This is a genomic window from Microbispora sp. H10830 (assembly GCF_014161375.1).
GTDB classification, from domain to species: Bacteria; Actinomycetota; Actinomycetes; order Streptosporangiales; family Streptosporangiaceae; genus Microbispora; species Microbispora catharanthi.
The window spans coordinates 214,572-230,370 of record NZ_JABBWX010000011.1 but is presented as its reverse complement, the minus strand read 5'-3'; the positions used below and the strand labels follow the sequence as shown (position 1 = coordinate 230,370).

The 15,799-nt window shown below is 72.7% G+C and carries 14 protein-coding genes; 4 read left to right on the top strand and 10 right to left on the bottom strand.

The window, feature by feature from the left end; translation table 11 throughout:
- Positions 1-27 precede the first annotated feature (27 nt).
- Positions 28-867: an SCO6745 family protein gene (locus HHX35_RS26980; RefSeq protein ID WP_182901511.1), complete on the top strand. Its 840-nt coding sequence runs from the start codon at positions 28-30 to the stop codon at positions 865-867.
- On the opposite strand, the gene HHX35_RS26975 is transcribed toward HHX35_RS26980, so the two are convergent.
- The 3 genes from HHX35_RS26975 to HHX35_RS26965 all read right to left on the bottom strand — a co-directional run bounded on the left by HHX35_RS26975 (position 812) and on the right by HHX35_RS26965 (position 6,395).
- Complete coding sequence (locus tag HHX35_RS26975) at positions 812-2,059, bottom strand: cation diffusion facilitator family transporter (RefSeq protein WP_182901510.1); 1,248 nt, start codon at positions 2,057-2,059, stop codon at positions 812-814. The genes HHX35_RS26980 and HHX35_RS26975 overlap by 56 nt on opposite strands.
- 119 nt (positions 2,060-2,178) lie before the next feature.
- The gene (locus HHX35_RS26970; RefSeq protein WP_182901509.1) at positions 2,179-5,841 is read right to left on the bottom strand and encodes a BTAD domain-containing putative transcriptional regulator; all 3,663 of its coding nucleotides are present in this window, start codon (positions 5,839-5,841) and stop codon (positions 2,179-2,181) included.
- Positions 5,841-6,395: a GNAT family N-acetyltransferase gene (locus HHX35_RS26965; protein ID WP_182901508.1), complete on the bottom strand. Its 555-nt coding sequence runs from the start codon at positions 6,393-6,395 to the stop codon at positions 5,841-5,843. The genes HHX35_RS26970 and HHX35_RS26965 overlap by 1 nt, the downstream gene beginning before the upstream one ends.
- A 158-nt stretch (positions 6,396-6,553) precedes the next feature.
- Here HHX35_RS26965 and HHX35_RS26960 point away from each other — a divergent pair, with 158 nt between their 5' ends.
- The gene (locus HHX35_RS26960) at positions 6,554-7,930 is read left to right on the top strand and encodes an FAD-binding oxidoreductase (RefSeq protein WP_182901507.1); all 1,377 of its coding nucleotides are present in this window, start codon (positions 6,554-6,556) and stop codon (positions 7,928-7,930) included.
- Between the two features lie 25 nt (positions 7,931-7,955).
- On the top strand, positions 7,956-8,684 hold the full coding sequence (locus tag HHX35_RS26955; RefSeq protein WP_220505920.1) for a DUF429 domain-containing protein: 729 nt from the start codon (positions 7,956-7,958) through the stop codon (positions 8,682-8,684).
- A gap of 80 nt (positions 8,685-8,764) precedes the next feature.
- Here the strand turns inward: HHX35_RS26955 and HHX35_RS26950 are convergent, their stop codons facing one another.
- The 3 genes from HHX35_RS26950 to HHX35_RS26940 are packed head-to-tail and all read right to left on the bottom strand — an operon-like array spanning position 8,765 to position 10,626.
- On the bottom strand, positions 8,765-9,214 hold the full coding sequence (locus tag HHX35_RS26950; protein WP_182901505.1) for an SRPBCC domain-containing protein: 450 nt from the start codon (positions 9,212-9,214) through the stop codon (positions 8,765-8,767).
- A gap of 50 nt (positions 9,215-9,264) precedes the next feature.
- Entirely contained in the window at positions 9,265-10,020 is a 756-nt protein-coding gene (locus HHX35_RS26945; RefSeq protein WP_182901504.1) for an SRPBCC domain-containing protein, read from the bottom strand.
- A 3-nt stretch (positions 10,021-10,023) separates the two neighbouring features.
- Positions 10,024-10,626 carry a helix-turn-helix domain-containing protein gene (locus HHX35_RS26940; protein ID WP_182901503.1) on the bottom strand — a complete coding sequence of 201 codons (603 nt, stop codon included), beginning with the start codon at positions 10,624-10,626 and terminating at the stop codon, positions 10,024-10,026.
- Positions 10,627-10,777: 151 nt separating this feature from the next.
- On the opposite strand from HHX35_RS26940, the gene HHX35_RS26935 reads away from it, so the two are divergent.
- Positions 10,778-11,272: a hypothetical protein gene (locus tag HHX35_RS26935; RefSeq protein WP_182901502.1), complete on the top strand. Its 495-nt coding sequence runs from the start codon at positions 10,778-10,780 to the stop codon at positions 11,270-11,272.
- Here the strand turns inward: HHX35_RS26935 and HHX35_RS26930 are convergent.
- The 4 genes from HHX35_RS26930 to HHX35_RS26915 form a co-directional block, all read right to left on the bottom strand.
- Entirely contained in the window at positions 11,263-12,033 is a 771-nt protein-coding gene (locus HHX35_RS26930) for a hypothetical protein (RefSeq protein WP_182901501.1), read from the bottom strand. The genes HHX35_RS26935 and HHX35_RS26930 overlap by 10 nt on opposite strands.
- Positions 12,034-12,038: 5 nt before the next feature.
- Positions 12,039-14,198, bottom strand: coding sequence for a hypothetical protein (locus HHX35_RS26925; protein ID WP_182901500.1), 2,160 nt, complete (start codon positions 14,196-14,198; stop codon positions 12,039-12,041).
- The gene (locus HHX35_RS26920; protein ID WP_182901499.1) at positions 14,198-15,010 is read right to left on the bottom strand and encodes a hypothetical protein; all 813 of its coding nucleotides are present in this window, start codon (positions 15,008-15,010) and stop codon (positions 14,198-14,200) included. The genes HHX35_RS26925 and HHX35_RS26920 overlap by 1 nt, the downstream gene beginning before the upstream one ends.
- Positions 15,011-15,088: 78 nt before the next feature.
- Positions 15,089-15,799, bottom strand: a complete 711-nt coding sequence (locus HHX35_RS26915; protein WP_182901498.1) for a Crp/Fnr family transcriptional regulator — start codon at positions 15,797-15,799, stop codon at positions 15,089-15,091.

Below are 15,799 nucleotides of genomic sequence, written 5' to 3'. Positions count from 1 at the left end.
CCGTACGGCTGATCTAGCCTGGCGGGCATGGACGAGATCTGGCGGTTGGGCGAGTGCTGCCACGCGCCGGTCTACTTCGCGCCCGAGGCGAAGGAGGTCTACGCCGCCGCCGGCCTCAAGGGCTTCTGGATGGGGTATTTCGCCTCCAGGTCCGCCGCGCTCGGCCCGGTCTCCCCGCAGGTCGTGACCGCCGCGTTCTACAACTTCGCCCCGTCGATGGTCGCCCGGGCGATCCCCGACGCCTGGCGGTTCTGCGCACCGGAGGAGGTGCTGGCGGCCCGTCGGGAGGTGGCCGGCCGGTGCCTGCGCCGTCTGCTCGGCGACCTCGCCGATCACCCGGACGTGCGGGAGGCCGCGGGCCTGGCCGGGGCCGCGGTGGAGGCCTGCCCCGCCGCCGGGCGGGTGCTGTTCGCGGCGCACGCCGCCCTGCCGCCGCCCGGCGAGCCGCTCGCGGCGCTGTGGCACGCGCTCACCGCGTTGCGCGAGTTCCGCGGCGACGGGCACGTGGCCGCCCTGGTCACCGCGGGGATGGACGGCTGCGAGGCCAACGTCGTCGCGTCGGCGCTCGGGCTCGTGCCGCCCGAGCAGCGGGCCTACCGGGGGTGGACCGAGGAGGAGTGGCGGGCCGCGGCCGACCGGCTGCGCGAGCGCGGCGTTCTCGACCGCGAGGGAGCCGTGACCGAGAAGGGCCGGTGCGAGCGCGACGCCGTCGAGGCCGCCACCGAGCGTCTCGCCCGGGCGCCGATGGACGCCCTGGGCGAGGCGGGGGTGGCCCGGCTCGCGCACCTCCTGCGCCCGCTCGCCACCCGGATCATCGACGGGGGAGGGGTGCCCTTCCCCAACGCGATGGCCATGCCCCGCCCCTGAACGCCCTGGCCGTGAACGCATTCGGTCCGCGGCGCGGCGTGTCTCGTGCGGGGTCGGCCGGGGGATGCCGGACGAGGCCGGCCGGAGGATGGTCGTGCCGGTGGCCGTCGAGGACGGCGTGGTGGTCCACACCGTCGCGGGGCAGCGGGTCGGCGTGCACGATGGCGGCCGTCAGCCGGGGGATGGCGTGGATCAGGTTGTGCTCGGCCTCGGCCGCGACCCGATGGGCCTCGACGACCGTGGCCGCCGGGTCGACGACGACCTCGCACTCGGCCCTGAGCCGGTGGCCGATCCAGCGCAGCCGCACCTGGCCCAGGCCGAGCACGCCGGGGGTGCCCCGCAGGGTCGCCTCGGCACGGTCCACGAGAGCGGGGTCGACGGCGTCCATCAGCCGCCGGTACACCTCCCGCGCCGCCTGCCGCAGCACCATCAGGATCGCGACCGTGATGAGCAGGCCGACGGCGGGGTCGGCCCAGGTCCAGCCCAGGGCCGCCCCTCCGGTTCCGGCCAGCACGGCCAGTGAGGTGAAACCGTCGGTGCGGGCGTGCAGTCCGTCGGCGACGAGGGCCGCCGAGCCGATCTCACGCCCGACGCGGATGCGATGGCGGGCGACCAGCTCGTTCCCGGCGAAGCCCGCCAGCGCCGCCGCCGCGACGGCCCACAGGTGGGAGACCTCTCGGGGCTCCAGGAGCCGCCCGATCGCGGCGTACGCGGCGGCGATCGAGGATGCGGCGATCGTCATGACGATGACCACGCCGGCCAGGTCCTCGGCCCGTCCGTAGCCGTAGGTGTAGCGGCGGTTGGGCGGACGGCGGCCGAGCAGGAAGGCGATCCCGAGCGGCACGGCGGTCAGGGCGTCGGCCGCGTTGTGCAGGGTGTCGCCCAGCAGCGCCACCGACCCCGACAGGGCCACCACCGCCGCCTGGACCAGCGTGGTCGCGCCGAGACCGGCGAGCGACACCCACAGCGCGCGCATCCCCCGGGCGGACGACTCCATCGCCGGGTCGACCTTGTCGGCGGGCTCGTGCGAGTGCGGGCGCAGCAGGTGCGCCACCCGCGCGCGGAGCGTCTCCACACCGTCTTCATGCCCGTGCCCGTGCCCGTGCCCGTGCCCATGGCCGTGCCCGTGCCCATGGCCGTGGCCGTGGCCGTGGCCGGGGGCGTGGCCGGGGGCGGCCTGTCGCTGCCTCATGGCACCCACGATGCCGTGGAAAATCCGCCGCAGCATCTCGACAAGAGCAGTCGCGGCGCAGTTGCGAACGCCCCGCACCTGCCCCGTCCACCGGCAACCCGCCTGCGGGCGCTCCGGCGTCAGGCCGGCGCGTCGCCCGTGCGGCCGGCGTCCCCCGCGACCGCACGGATCTCGCGCAGGAGCGCCTCGCTGCCGCTCACGAGATGGGTCAGGCCGAGCCGCCGGTGCGCGTCCCGCCCGGCCTCCGCGTGCGCCAGGGCGGCCGGAACGTCGCCGGCCCGGTGCAGGAGCCGGGCGACCACGTCGTGAAGCGTTCCCCACGACAGGCAGCCCGTGCCCATGGTCATGAGCTCGCCGGCGATCGGCCGCAGCTCGCCGAGCAGCTCGTGCGGGTCGGGCCGGCCGAGTTCGGCGGCGACCAGGGCCCACTGCCAGGCGACGAACTGCCACGTCCAGTCGCGTGGCCGCACGGCGCCCCAGCGGTCGATCAGTCGATGGGCCAGCTCGTGGTCGCCCGCCTTCAGCGCGGCGAGGACGGTCGTGGGCCGCGCGATCATTTTGGAATCGTCGGCCGCGGCCTCGACCAGGTCCGGCAGCAGTGGGCTGGGCCGTCCCTGGCACCAGTCGGCGTAGAACGCGTAGATCAGCTTGAGGACGTCCGGCCCCCACAGGCTGGTGCGGCGGAAGCTGCCGGTGCCGATGACCGCCTGCCGGTCCATCTCCGCCCAGTCGCCCGCCAGCATCGCCCGCCCGGCCGCGGCGTACGCGACCTGCGTCTCGATCTCCGGCATCCGCACTTCGGCGGTGAGCCGCAGGCAGCGGGCCAGCTCGGCGTCGTAGTCGGCGAGCATGCCCGCCTTCAGGAACTTGGGCATGCGGTGCAGGCGGGCGACGATCTCGGTGGCCCTGGGCAGGCCGGGGAGTGCCAGCATCTCCTCGGCCGCCCGGTAACGCTCCTCCTCGTGCTCGGGCGTCCAGGCCGCGATGACGAAGTTGTTCAGCGTGCGGGCCAGCAGCAGGGGGTCGCCGGTGCGCCGGGCCAGTTCCACGGCCTCCAGGGCGTGGCGGCGGCCCTCCTCGCGCCGGTCGCCGTAGTACAGCTCGACGCCGAGCGTGCCGAGCAGCTCCGCGCGGGTGCGCACGGCGTCCGGGCCGAGCCGGGAGAGCCGGTCCTCCAGCACGGTCACCATGCGCTGGTCCACCACGCCGTACGAGCGCCAGTTCCACAGAGTGACGCCGCCGAAGACGGTGGCCGCCTCGATGACGGCGGCGTCGTCGCCGATGCCGGTCGCGAGCGTCACGGCCTCGTCCAGCGCGCCGCGCGCCCCCTCCACATCGCCGGTCACCCGCCGGGCCTTGCCGAGGCCGATCAGCAGGGCGCAGCGGGTGGCCGCGGGCCCGGCGGCGCAGGCCTCGAGGGCCTGCTCCCAATAGAGGACGGCCTCGTCGTAGGCGAGCCGGGCCGTCGCCTGCCCGGCCGCCTCCATGGCGTACAAGACGGCCTTGTCCGCGTAGCCGACCCGGGCGGCGAGCCCGAAGTGGTGGGCCAGCGCGGGCAGCCGCGACGCGGCCTCACCCCACCGCAGGGTCTCGATGGCCTCGCCCACCCGGCCGTGGAGCTGGGCTCGCTGCCTGCGGCTGAGCCCGGAGTACAGCGCCTCCTGCACCAGTGCGTGAGAGAAGCGGTAGTCCCAGCCGCCGTCCACCTCGACCAGCAGCCCGGTCGCGACGGCCGGTTCGAGCAGCATCATCACCCGGGCGCCGCCGGCCCCGGTCGCGGTCTCCAGCACGTCGGCGTCCACGTCCCTGCCGATCACGGCGGCCGCCCGCAGCAGGGTCTGGGAGTCCTCCGGCAGCCGCGACACCCGCTGGTTGATCACGTCGCGCACGCCGTCGGGCACCGCCAGGGCGAGCACGTCCGCCACGCCCACCCGGCCGTCGGGATGGGTGCTGGTCAGCAGGCGCAGCAGTTCGCCCAGGAAGAACGGATTGCCACCGGTCCTGTCGTGCAGCGCGGAGGTGAGCACCGGCCCGGGGCCGGCCCATCCCGCCTCGCGCAGGTAGTCGGCGATCTGCTCGGGGGTGAGCGGAGCGACGGTCATCCGTTCGGTGCCGCGCTGGCGGGTCAGCTCGCCGAGCGCCTCGGTCAGCGCCTGCCTGTCCACCGCCGGCTCGGGCCGTACGGTGGCCAGGACGAGGAGCGGGACGCGATGCAGGTCGGCGCCCAGGAAGGTGAGCAGCTTCAGCGAGGCGGCGTCGGCCCAGTGCAGGTCCTCCACCACGACCAGCACCGGGGCGGCGCAGGCCCGCCGCGTGAGCGCCCGCGCCACGCTGTCGTGCAGCAGGAACCGGGCGGTGTCGGGGTCGGCCGTGTCCGTGCGGTCGCCGTCCGTGCGGTCGCCGTCCGAGAGGCGGTGGGCGAGCCTGGCGAGGTCGCCGCCCGCATCCCCGGCCTCCCCGGCCTCACCGGTACCCGGAGCCCGCCCGGTCGCCGGAGCCCTGTCCACAGCGAGAGCCTGGGCCGTTCCCGGAGCCTGTGTTCCCGGCGCAGGGCCCGCGCCCAGGGCGTTGAGCGCCTGGATCCAGGGCCAGAACGCGGGGGCGCCGCTGCCCTCGACGCACCTGCTCCAGGCGACCGCTGCCCCGCGCTCGGCCGCCATGCTCGCGGCGGCCTCCGCCAGGCGGGTCTTGCCGACGCCGGACTCCCCGCTCACCAGGAACACCCCGCCCACGCCCCGGCGCAGGTCGTCGAGCCGCTCGGCGATCCGGCGCAGGTGCGGCTCCCGCCCCACCAGTCCCGGCACGGCCGCGTCCCCGGCGTTCTCGTACTCGGCGGTCCCGTCCCCGGTGTTCTCAGCTGCAGCGCCCCGCACGCCCGCGCCCGTGCCTTCCCGCGCGACTGGGGCCGGCGCCGGCGGCACGGCGGCCACGGGGGCCCACATGCCCGCCAGGGACTCGTCCTGGGCGAGGATGGCCTGCTCCAGCCGCCGCAGTTCGGGACTCGGGTCGAGGCCCAGTTCGTCGCCGAGCAGCGTGCGGCAACGCTGGTAGGCGGCCAGCGCCTCGGCCTGCCTGCGCTCCCGGTAGAGGGCCCGCATGAGCAGCGCCCACAGGCCCTCGCGGTAGGGGTCCTGTTCGAGCAGGCGCTCGGCCTCGACCGTCACCTCGGCCGCCCGCCCGAGCGCGAGCAACGCCTCGGCGCGTACGGTCAGCGCGTGCAGGCGGGTCTCGCTCAGGCGGGCGACGGTCGACCGGGCGAACGGCTCGTCGGCCAGGTCGGCCAGCGGCTCGCCCCGCCACAGCGCCAGCGCCGGGCCCAGGATCCGCTCGGCCTCCTCGGGACGGCCCGCGGCCAACGCGGCGTGCGCGGCCTCGGCCGCCCGGCCGAACCGCTCGGCGTCGACCTGGTCCGGCTCGATGTCCAGCAGGTAGCCGGGCTCCCGCGTACGCAGGACCCGGGCCGGGGAGCGCGGGCTGCGCCGGGGTTCGAGCGTCCTGCGCAGATGGGAGATGTACGCCTGGAGCGTTCCCGTGGCGCTTGAGGGCGGCTCGTCCCGCCACAGCCGGTCGATGAGCTGGTCGAGCGGCACGACATGGGGAGCGTTCAGCAACAGCAGCGCCAGCACGGCCCGCTGCTTGCGAGGCCCGAGGTCGAGGATCGTCCCCGTGCCGTCGGCGACCTCCAGCGTGCCGAGAAGGCGGAAGTCCAGAGCGGGGCCCTGGCGGCCGTCCAGGCCCGGGCGCGGCGCCGGTAGCCGCGCGCCGTCGATGCTTGTGCGCATCACAACTCCCGAGAGAGCCAGGCGGCCCAGGGCCGGATTTCTGGCTCATCATACCCATATGTCCGCTCGTTCTCGCGGGAGAGACCGCGGTCCGTGTCGTCCCTGAAACCGGCGCTCTCCAGCAGGGCGCGCAGGCCGTCGTCCCCCGCCCCGGGGAGGAACCACACGGCCCGTACGCCGTCCGCGCGCAACTCCATCAGCAGGTCGTCGAGCAGGCGGCGGCCCAGCCCCCGGCCGCGGTGCGGCACGGCCACGGTGAGCGCGTGCAGCAGGGCCCACTCCGGGACGTGCCGGGGCGCCCCGGTCTCCAGGAGCGCGGCGGCGAGCGGGGCGGCGCCGGCCGGCCGGCCGAGGTCGGTCAGCACGTAGAGCCGGCACCGGGCGGCCGGCGCCTCGCGCAGGACGTGTTCCAGCGCCGGTCCGATGATCCGGGCTCCCGGCGCGCCCGCGTGCGCCGGCACCTCGCGCAGCAGCAGTGTTCCCGGTGACGTTCCCGGTGATGTTCCCGGCGACGCGGCGTACCGCGGCCGGCGCTTCTTCGACGGCGACGACATCGCCCCAGCGTGCGCGGGCCGTTTTGGACACTCCTAGTGCGTCTCTAGGAACCCTTTTGAACGCCCCGCAGAACCCCCGCCCGGAAGGCGCAAGAGAACACCAAGACCCGGCTGCGACAACTGTCCCCGTCACAGACGACGACATCCGGAGGACGGACATGCACAGCACCATCGAAGACGCGCTGCGGGGACAGGTCGCCGGCCGGGTCCTGCTTCCGGGACAGGACGGGTTCGAGGAGGAGGCCGCCGGGTTCAACCTCGCCGTGCGCCACCGGCCCGCCGTGATCGTCGCGGCGCGGGACGCCGGCGACGTGGCCGCGGCCGTACGGCTCGCCGCCGCGCACGGGCTGCCCGTGGCCGTGCAGTCGACCGGCCACGGCGCCGTGCAGGCGGCCGACGGCGCGGTCCTGGTCAGCACCCGTGCGATGCGGGAGGTCGTGGTGGACCCCTCCGCCCGCACCGCCACGATCGCGGCCGGCTGCACGTGGGGTGAGGTCGTCACCGCCGCGGCGCCGTACGGCCTGGCCCCGCTGTGCGGCTCGGCGACCGGCGTCGGCGTGGTCGGCTTCACGCTCGGCGGCGGCATCGGGCCGATCGCGCGGACCTTCGGGTTCGCGGCCGACCACGTGCGGGAGCTCACCGTCGTCACCGGGGACGGCGTGGTGCGCACCGCCGACGCGGTCCGCGAGCCCGACCTGTTCTGGGCGCTGCGCGGCGGCAAGGCCGGATTCGGCGTCGTCACCTCGATCACCGTGGACCTGCTGCCGCTCACCGGCCTGTACGGCGGCGGCCTGTTCTACGCCGCCGAGGACGCCGGGCGGGTCCTGCACGCCTACCGGAGCTGGGCCGGCACGCTGCCGGAGACCACCACCACCTCGGTCGCGCTGCTGCGCCTGCCCCCGCTGCCCGAGCTGCCGCCGCAGCTCAGCGGCAGGTTCGTCGTCCACCTGCGGGTCGCCCACGTGGGGGACGGGCAGGAGGCCGAGGCGCTGCTGGCCTCCATGCGGGCCGTCGCCGAGCCGGTGCTCGACGCCGTCGGCCCCCTGCCGTACGCGGCGATCGACTCCATCCACCAGGACCCGACCCAGCCCATGCCGGTGGCGGAGCGGGGCGCGCTGCTGCGTGAGCTGACGGCGGAGGCCGTCGAGGCGCTGCTCGCGGTCGCCGGCCCGGCCGCGCGGGTCCCGCTGGCCGTGGTCGAGCTCCGTCAGCTCGGCGGCGCGCTCGCCCGCCAGCCCAAGGAGCCCAACGCCGTGGGCGGGCGCGACGCCGCCTTCACGCTGCTCGCCATCGGCGCGCCGGTGCCCGAGCTGATGGACACGGCCGTCCCCGCGGCCGTACGGGCCGTGATCGAGGCCCTCGAGCCCTGGTCGACCGGGGGCGCGCTGATCAATTTCCAGGGCGGCGCCCTGGCCCCCGAGCAGATTTCCCGGGCCTGGCCGGTGGAGACGCTGCGGCGGCTGGCGAAGCTGCGCGAGGTCTACGACCCGGCGAACCTGTTCCGCTTCGGCCACGTCGTCCCCCGCCAGGGCTGAGCATGGTCCTGTGAAGGATGCTCGTGTGCTCGGTGTCGACGCGTGCAGGGCGGGCTGGATCGGGGTGGTCCCGCCCGCCGGCCCCCGGGACGGGGGTGCGGCGCGCGCCTACTTCGCGCCCCGCGTCGCGGACCTGGTCGCCCTGGCGGACGCGGACGGCGAGGTCGCCGTCGTGGCGGTGGACATGCCGATCGGCCTGCCCGATCCATACCCCGATGCTCACTCCGGCGACCCTCAGGGCCGGACCCGCCGCCGGGCCGACGTGCTGGCCCGCGCGGAGCTCGGCCCCCGGTGGCGGTCGGTGTTCATGACACCGGTGCGCGCCGCGCTCGAGGCGGACGACTACGCCTCGGCCGTGGCCCTCAACCGCCGCCTGGCCGGCGAGGGCGTCTCCCGCCAGGCGTTCGGGCTCAAGGAGAAGCTGCTGGAGGTCGAGCGCTGGGTGCGGGAGGCCGGCAGGCGCGTCGTGGAGGTCCACCCCGAGCTGAGCTTCGCCCGGCTCGCAGGGGCGCCTCTGCCGCACCCGAAGACGACGTGGGCGGGCGCGGAGCGGCGGCGTGAACTGCTGGCGGCGGCGGGCGTCGTGCTCGCGGGCGACCTCGACAGGGCCGGGGCGACGGCGGGGGTGGACGACGTGCTCGACGCGGGCGCCGCCGCCTGGACCGCCCTGCGGGTCGTGTCCGGGGAGGCGCGGCCCCTGCCCGATCCTCCCGAGGTCTTCTCCGACGGCATCCCTTGCGCCATCTGGGCCTGACGGCCGTGCCATCCGGAGCCCGCACGGCCAAGGCCGTACGCCGCGTCCCCCGGGGGGTGCGGCGTACGGCCGGGGAGATTTCAGGCGAGATGCTCGGCGAGCCGGTCGAAGAACTGGAGCCAGCCCGCCTTCGCTGCCTCGGCGTGCGCCTCGTCGGTGTTGTAGCCCTCCTGCCTGAAGCTTATCTCCGTGCGGTCCCCGAGGTCGGTGAGCGTGACGGTCGCGACCGAGGCCACGGCGCCCTCCCGGTTGTCCGGGTCGCCGGTGGTGAACACCAGCCGCTCGGGCGCCGCGATCTCCCGGTAGACCCCGCCGAGAGGGGCCTTGGCGCCCTCCGGCGACACGAGGCACGCGCTCCACTCGCCGCCGGGCCGCAGGTCCATGGTGATCAGCGAGACCGGAGTGGTGAAGCCGCGCGGGCCGAACCACTCGCTGAAGCGCTCCGGCTCGGTCCACGCCTTGAAGACGGCCTCGCGGGGAGCGTCGAGGACGCGGGTGATGGTGTATTCGAGGTCAGGGGTGTTCGTCATCGTCAGGCCCTTCGTGGTCAGGAGTTCGGACGTGCGTTTTCGCTGGGAGGTCAGGGGAAGAGCCGGGAGAGCCAGGACCGCCAGGCGGCCTCGACGTGCTCCTGGTCGGCGTCCTCGGCGAAGACGTGGTGCCCGAGGACCACCACGTTGCCCCGCTGCGGACCGGAGTGGATGAACCGGTAGAGCCCGTCGGCGGTCCGCACGCCGAGGAAGGTCGGGAAGCCGGTGTAGTCGACCACCCCGTCCTCCGGCGCCAGCCCGTCCACCGCGAGCCGCACGGGGTCGCCCAGCCCGACCGTGGCCGGCAGGCCCAGCGCGTCCTTGATCGCCGCCCAGGCCGGCGCGTTCTCGGCCGCCTGGGGGCGTACGGCGGACACGACCGTGGCCGGACGCCCGCGGAAGTACGTGAGGTACTGCGCGAGCTTGTGCAGGTACATGTCCCAGCCGACGCCCATCGCCTCGAACTCGGTCTCCCAGTCGTCGCCGAGGAAGCCGTGCTGGACCAGGCGCAGGACCGTGCTGCCGTGGTCGCGTCCCTCGATGAGGTACTCGAACGCCATGAACGTGCCGTCGGGGTTCTCGTCGCCGCGGTACGCGAACCGCTTGCCGGGCTCGTACCCGGTCACGGTGGTGCCCTCGCTGTTGCCGAACATCGTGAACCGGCCGCGGCCGCCCTCGACGGGCTCGATCTCGGTGCGTCCCATGAACCAGGAGTCCACCCCCGGGCCGGTGGCGATCGCGTCCCAGACCTGCTCGGGGGTCGCGTCCAGCTCGATTTCCTTGCGCAGTTCGAACTCGTGAGGCACGCTTCAGCGCTCCTGTATGTCGGCCGTCCGGGGGACGGCGGGATGGACGGCGACGACCAGACGGTGCTCGCGCCCGCCTTCGGCCGAATCGTCGTGGTATTTGCTCACGAGCGCGGCCACGGCGGCCGACAGCTCCTCGGCGAACGCGGCCCGGTCGGCGGCCGAGGCGAAGCGCACCCGGCCGTCGATGGCGAACGTCGCGAGCTTCTTGCGTGCCTGGGACGCTCCGACGATCAGCGTGCCCACGTCGCGTACGAGCTGGGCGGCGAGCGCCAGCAGCCACCGCGCCGACAGCCGGTCGGGTGCGCGTGACGGATCGGGCGCGACCGACGCCAGCGCGGCGGGAGAGATCACGAACGACGCCGCCGTCGCCCGCATGACCCGCTCGTTGACGTTGCCCTTGCGGCGCTCCTCGACCAGCTCCACGAGGCCGTGCCGCTCCAGGGTCTTGAGATGGTAGTTCACCTTCTGCCTCGGCAGCCCTACCTTGGCCGCCAGCATGGTCGCCGAGCTGGGCTCCGTCAGCTCGGCGAGCAATCGCGCCCGCATCGGATCCAGTGAGGCCTCCGCCGCCGCCGGATCCTCGATCACCGCCACGTCTTTCATGCCTCAAGGATGGCTTCCGACAAACTATTTTGTCAAGGCAAAGAGAGATGTCGGTGTCGAACCCGCACTGGTGCGGTCGTCCACCTCCGCATCGGCGATTCACTTCAAGAAGGCGAACAGGAGGGTTCGTATGGGCAGGCGCAGGAACGAAATGACTGCCGTCGAGGCTCTGACCGTGGCGCTCACCACGGTCGGCACCTTTCAGGGTTACGTGCAGCATGCCGACGCCAAGGTCGCTACCGTCACCACCGTGCACCTCGGAGCAGCGGCCGTGGCGGCCACACAGATGGGGGCGCTGGCCGGCCTGCGAGCACCGGGAGCGCCTATCGCACTGGGCGTGGTCGCCGTTGTTCTGGTCGCGCTCTATGTCGCGGGGTTCCTCGTCGCCGGCTATCACCTCGTCCAGGGCTTGCGTCCTCGCCTGGGCGGACCTGGCGGGCCGAACAGGTTCGGCCTGGCCGGTCCTCGAAGTGGATCGTCGGGGGTGAGCGTCGTGCAGCAGGAACGGGAGGCATGGCTCCTCGTGAGCACGCTGGCCGAACTGAGCCGTGAGAAGCACCGCAGGGTGGGACGAGCGCTGCCGTGGACGGCCCTCATGCTCGTCTCCACCCTGCTGTGGCTTGCGCTGGGAGCGCTCTACGGCTGACCGGACCCGCTCGGCAGCAGCGGGTCGGGGTCAAGGGGCGGCACCGCCAATCCGAGCGCGGTCATCGCGCTCCGCAGAGCGCTCTCACTGCCGACGATGAGTTCGTAGACGTCGCCCTGCCGATGAGAGCTCACCAGCTTGTCGAGTTTGTCGATGAAGTGGGCGGCGGTGTCCTCGCCCTTGTCGAGCATCTCCGCAATGATCGCCGCCTTGGCTTGGGGCTGCTCGGCCAGTCTCACGGCGTACCTCGTCAGGTCGCTCCTGCGGGCCCCGGCCAGGAAACGCTCCCAGGCGAGGCGCACCTCCTCGGCGGTCTCCGCGCGGCGCTTCGCCTCCGCGACCTCGCAGTCGACCTGATAGAGGCGGCGCGCGCGGTCTCGGAGCAACTGGCGCACCTCTTCAGAGGGCCTTACCTCGGCCCGTGCCGTCCACCGCAGGATCACACGCCTGTCATGTCGCGACAGCCGGCTGAGGAAATCGTCGAGGACGCTGTTCACCTCACGTTCGGCGTCCTCGGATTGGTACGGCGAGTGCCTCCGCGCGATCGCACGAGTCTCGGCGCGAACGCGTCCCTGGACGTGGTCGCGCTCGGCCGCGTCGGGACCTGCCTGCCAGCGCCGGCCCACAGCGGACCATGCGAGGGAGACCGTGACGTCGAAATCGAAGACGTCTCCTCGCGCCGGGGCGGTGAACGAGAGCTCGTTCACATCCTCCGCCGTCTCCTCACCAGTAGTGGGCATGCTGTAACGGATGAGCCACATGATGCTCAGCTCCCTTCGACGAGCTCGGCGAGCCGGCCCGCGAGCCCGGCGTCGATCTCTCCGGTCCGGTGCCAGAGCCGGAGGTGAAACAACAGGGGTGCCCGGACGTCGACGGGCGGCCTGGTGAGGACCTCGGAGAGGACGCCGCGGACCCCGGCGTCCGTCTCCCACGTCGCGAGCCAGTCGCCCAGCACGCTCCATGCCTCCGGTGTGAGAGCGGCCCCGGTGTCCTTGGTGACGGCCAGGTCCAGGATGTGTCGCCAGAGAGCGACTAGGTCGACGGCCGCGCCGGGATCCGCTGCGAGATCGAGGACCTTGGCCCCTTCGGGAGAGGCGAGCATCCGCACGAACGCGAGAGCCGCGGCGCTTGTGAGGCCAGGTAGATCGCTTTGGGCCGACCATTGGGCGAGGGCGGCGATGATCCTCCTGGTGTTGTCGGGGACGTCGCCGACACCGCTCCGATGGGACGTTCTGTTGCTCCCGAGTTGGTGGATTTGCGCGATAGAGAGGGCGACACGCTGTGGAAAAGCCCGCGCATTGGTCTTCGCGATGGTGGCGAGGGCCCGGAGCGCCTCATCGACCCAGTAGGCGCCCAGCCACGACCCGAGGGCCCGGATGACGACGGACTGTTCTTTGCGGCTGCCTCGGGCCCAGCGTCCTAGGCACTCGAAGACACGCGCGGTCAGATCGGGGTCCTTGGCCGCCGAGCCCAAGGTCCAGGCCGCCAGCTCGTGGGTCAGGTACCGCTCGCTCTGGCACCATGTGCTCAGAAAACGTCGCTGGATGGCAAGGAAGTCGTAGGTCGCCAGCAGACCGATTGCTTGGGCCGCCCGCATCTGGACGCCAGGATCCTTGTCCTCGGTCAGCTCGCCTAGCCAGGTGAGCAGGGGCTCGTGAATCGTGGGCTGTTCCTCCCAGACCACGCGGAGGACGGTTCCGGCCATGCTCGGATCGGGGAAGTCGACAACCTGCCCATCTCCGCCTCGTCTGGGTGACAGCAGAGTGATCTCCGCAAAGCCGAGCCAGTCGCTGAGCTGCTCCCAGACGTGCGGCTGGGGCGGTTGCTCAATCGTCGTCTGCCGAGCCAGCTCCTCCTCGATCAGCGTGGCCAGTTTCACGGTCTGGGCGGCCACGACGGCCGATGGCGCTCCACGCAACACCGCACTGGCGATCATGAAGCAGCGTGCCCTGCGGGGAGTCTCCACCGCGAGGAGGTCCTGCGCTTTCCGGCGCCGCTGCTCGGGCAGGCTGTCCAAAATCTCGTCGAGCGATCGGTCTTCAAGCAACCCTCTGGCCACCCGCAGGGCGAGCTCTCGCGCCTTGCGGGGGCACCGGTAGCCCGCCAGCGTCTCCCGGACCAGTTCGTCGGCCGCCGTCTTGCCGGCCCACTCCTGGGGATGGGCCTCGCCGCCCTCGTGTAACTCGTGAGCCAGCCAGTTGACGAAAATCTGATCCATCGGTGGCGGCTCGTGGTCGACGGCCCAGTCATGTTCGGGGAACTCGGGGCTGGCCAGGACGACGACGCGGGCGCGGGCTCGTTCGGCCGTCCTCCGGAGGTGCCCAAGCATCTGGTCGGGGCGACCGTTCCAGGTCGCATCGTCGCCGACCTGGAGAAGATATCCAGTCGCCTCGTGCAGGTCGCCCGGAGCTAGGTGGAGAGGGTTCCCGCTCATCTGCAGCCAGGCGAGACGGCCGTCGTCACCGCTCCAGCGTGCGAGGGCGGCCAGGGCGGTGGTCGGCTGCCCGGCCCGTGGCTCACCGCGCAGCAGCAGCACATGCTCGCTGTCGAGACGCGCGAGCAGTTCGCCGTACGACTTGGTCGGGACGTGACAGCGCCGGATGACGCCGACCTCGCGTGCCGACACGGCCACAGTGAACACGGCCCTGTCCTCCGCGGTCACGCCGAAGAAGTACTGGTCGCGTCCTGCCGCGTTGACCGTGCCACCGTCGGTCGCCCGGTGCGAGGCACCTCCGATGTCGTCGCCGCCGATAACGGTGTCGGCGTAAAGCGCGTCGAGGTTTTGCGCGGAGATGCGACTCTGCCGCTTCTGCTCGCTGAGCTCCTCATGCAGGTCACGCTGGGTGTTCTGCTCCGCGCCACCGTCCGGTCCGCGCTCCTTCTCGCCGCGTGTCGGTTCGATGGCCGGGGCTTCTTGCTCCGCCATCAGTGCCCCTCGCGCCAGTTACCTATGATCTGGTCCCGGCCGGGGGCGTTCACAATCCCGTGGCCGTCGGCCCGGTGCGAGGCCCCGCCGATCTGGTCACCGTGGACGATGAAGGGGGTGCGCCAATCCTCCTCGCCATGGCTGGTCTCCGTCGCCGGGCGAGGCACTTGCGATGTGCCGGGCGCTTCAGGGACGAAGGCATTCAGGACGCTGAGCGTGCCGATGTCATGTCCCGGCACGTGCAGGTACGCCGTGCAGGAGTGCTCCTTGACCCGCACCTGGACGGGCCGATAGGCATGTGGCTCGCCCAGTCCCTGGCTGATGTAGTCGTCGTACACCCGATCGGAGACGATCAGAGCCAGGTCTGCGGCCGGGCAGGCGTCGAGGGCCCGCCTCACTGGGGCGGAGTCGAGGAGCCGGGCCTGCTGTACGGCGTGGCGGCCGGCGACCCCGTTGGCGGCGCCCAGATGGACGGGGCCGAAGTGGACGGCCATGCGCAGGCGCATGCGCGTCCAGAACGGACCGGCGTGGCGCCGGTTGTACAGGCCGAGTTGCCCGTCCAGTTCACGGACGAAGCCGCCGACGAGCACGCCGAGGTGCGCGTGGGGCGGGAGCCAGGAGAACTCGCCGTCCCCTTGGGGCTGACGCTCGGTCCACGTCGACCTGTCGAGACCGGCCTCGGCCGCGGCGGTGTCAAGCACCCGGATGAGGGCTTCCTGAAGGTGAAGTTGCTGCTGGTCGTTGCGCCCACTGTACTTCTCGATGTCCACCGCGATCATCGCGTGAGAGGTGGGCATGGGAGGGTGAGTCATCGTGCCTCCTGGCTGGTCTGCGTCGGCCGCACCACGATGACTCCGGCGGGCTTTTCGCAGCCCGCATTGATGCGGCTTTCAGCCGGGCGATTGGAGTCGCAGGTCGGCGAAGTCGGTCAGGCCGTCGAGGTCCCTGATGATTACGCCCCGGTGCCGTTGCAGCACGAGACCGCGTGAGGAGAGGTCGTGCATCGCCTTCTGCACCGTGCGTTCCTTGATTCCGATGAGCTCGCCCAGTTCGGTCTGGGTGACGGGCACTCCGATGTCGATGCCCTCGCGGCGGGGCCGCCCGTGCCGTACGGCGAGATCGACCAGTATCCGGGCCAGACAGATATCGGCCTCGTATCCCGCGAAGTCGAGGCGCCGACGGTTGGCGAACCGCAAACGATCGATCGTGACCTGGCTGAGGACGGCGGCGACTTCGGGAGTGCGGGCGAGATGAGCCGTGAAGACGGGACCCTTCAGAACACAGACGAGAGATCGTTTGCAGGTGGTCACCGTGGCCGTTCGCGGGTGGTCCGTCAGAGGGGCCATCTCGCCCACGATGTCGCCGCTCGCCCGGATCGACAAAAGCGTCCTGGAGCCGTTCTCCGTGGATGCCGTGACCTTTACCAGCGCGTCGACCAGCAGGTAGACCGCATGGCCGGGGTCGCCCTCCCGGATCAGCATATGTCGGCTCGGATACGTCAGCAGGGAGCCGAGGCGGAGGAGTTCCTCACCCGCCCGCACCGGGAGCAGGTCGAGGAACGATCCATGTAACCAGGTACGCCGCTCAGCACTCTGCGTCAT